3 protein-coding genes are annotated in these 1,464 nt (G+C 60.9%); all 3 read left to right on the forward strand.

Annotated features, from left to right (window positions below; genetic code table 11):
• Window positions 1-274: VRR-NUC domain-containing protein (locus AC1DRJ_RS27475; RefSeq protein ID WP_477804918.1), on the forward strand; the 274-nt coding region annotated here is incomplete at its 5' end.
• Window positions 271-540 (forward strand): hypothetical protein, encoded by a 270-nt coding sequence (locus AC1DRJ_RS27480; RefSeq protein ID WP_477804919.1) that lies wholly within the window; start codon window positions 271-273, stop codon window positions 538-540. The genes AC1DRJ_RS27475 and AC1DRJ_RS27480, both read left to right, overlap by 4 nt.
• A partial coding sequence (locus AC1DRJ_RS27485) for a tyrosine-type recombinase/integrase (protein WP_477804920.1) occupies window positions 537-1,464 on the forward strand: 928 nt, incomplete at its 3' end. The genes AC1DRJ_RS27480 and AC1DRJ_RS27485, both read left to right, overlap by 4 nt.

Here is a 1,464-nt window from a genome sequence, read left to right on the forward strand (position 1 = left end):
GCACGTACTTGTGGCGATGAAGTTGAAGGAGCAGGGCGTGGTCGCCGGTATTCCCGATCTGGTGCTGACCATGGCTCGCGGTGGCTACTTCGGCCTGTACGTCGAGTTCAAGGCAACACCGCCGAACGATGCCCCGATCTCACCGAGTCAGCACGAACGCATTCGCAAGCTGAATGACCAAGGTTATCTGGCGGTGGTGTGTCGTGGACACTTCGACGCGATGGAGCAGATCCGCGCCTACCTGCGTCTCGCTCCTACAGTGGTGGCCGCATGAACCATCAATTCAAGCCGGGCGATCTGGCGCTGACTTTGGTCAGCTTGCGGATTCTTCCTGCCGGGAGCGTGGTTGAGCTCTACAAGGGCATAAACCCGGGTGACAACCTCGGTTCATTGAGCTATCCGATACCGGCCATGGTCAGCGGTTGGTGGTGCACTCACAGCGAAATTGGTGACCGTCTGCCATTTGCAGAGACAAGCCTGATGCCACTGCGCGGCGACTTCGCCCCAGAGCAGCAGAAGTCGCGGGAGGTGGTCGCATGACAATGACCGTGGCCTTCTCCGATGCCGAGATTCGTCGTCGTGCCGATGATCCGGCCGCTGTGCTGATGCGTGACCCTCGGCACCCGGGGCTCTACTTCCGTTTCACCGAGGCTCGTCCACGCGGAACGTGGAGCCTGGTCGTTCGCAAGAAGTGGAACCGGATTGGCGCCTATCCCGACCTGTCGGCGAAGGCAGTGTTGGCCGCGCTGCCCGATCTGCGCATGCGGCTGGGTACTGATCCGGAAGCGGGTGCGTCCGTGTCGCCTTGGGCAACACTGGGCGAGCTGCTGAAGTGGTACGCCGACCGTATGAGCCGCGACCGCAACCTCTCCGACAAACGCAAAGCCACGGGCAAGTCAGCGATTGCCTGCCACCTGATCCCTCGCGTAGGTGATCTGGCGCTGGCCGATGTTCGTCACGGTACCCTCGACACCCTGTTGATGTGGCCGCTTCAGGAGACGTTGTCGCTGGAGTTTGTGCGGCTGATCTTCGGCCTGCTGGTGGTCGCCTGCCGTCAGGCTCACACGCTGGGCCTGATACCGACCAACCCGATGACAGGCATCAAGTTCAGCGACTTCTCCAAGACCAAGATCAAAGCCAAGCCGGCTCGCCTTCGTGGTGTGCAGATCGAGGCGCTGCTGAGCCAGTTGCATGACCTTTTCGAGTCTGACCCACAGCCGGCCATGCTCGCGTTGATGATGCTCTGCCATGGCACGCGCATTGGTGAAACCCGCAAAGCTCAGTGGTCGCACATCAGCCTGTCCGAACGTACCTGGTATCTGCCGGTGGGCAATACCAAGACCCGCGTTGAACACTCGCTCCCACTGACCGATCAAGTCTGCACCCTTCTAATTCGGTACCGCGCGGCGCAACACGCCAGCCATTACGACGGCGATTGCCTGTTTCGCTCCCACAGTGGAAAGG

The organism is Pseudomonas sp. P5_B2 (assembly GCF_056400445.1).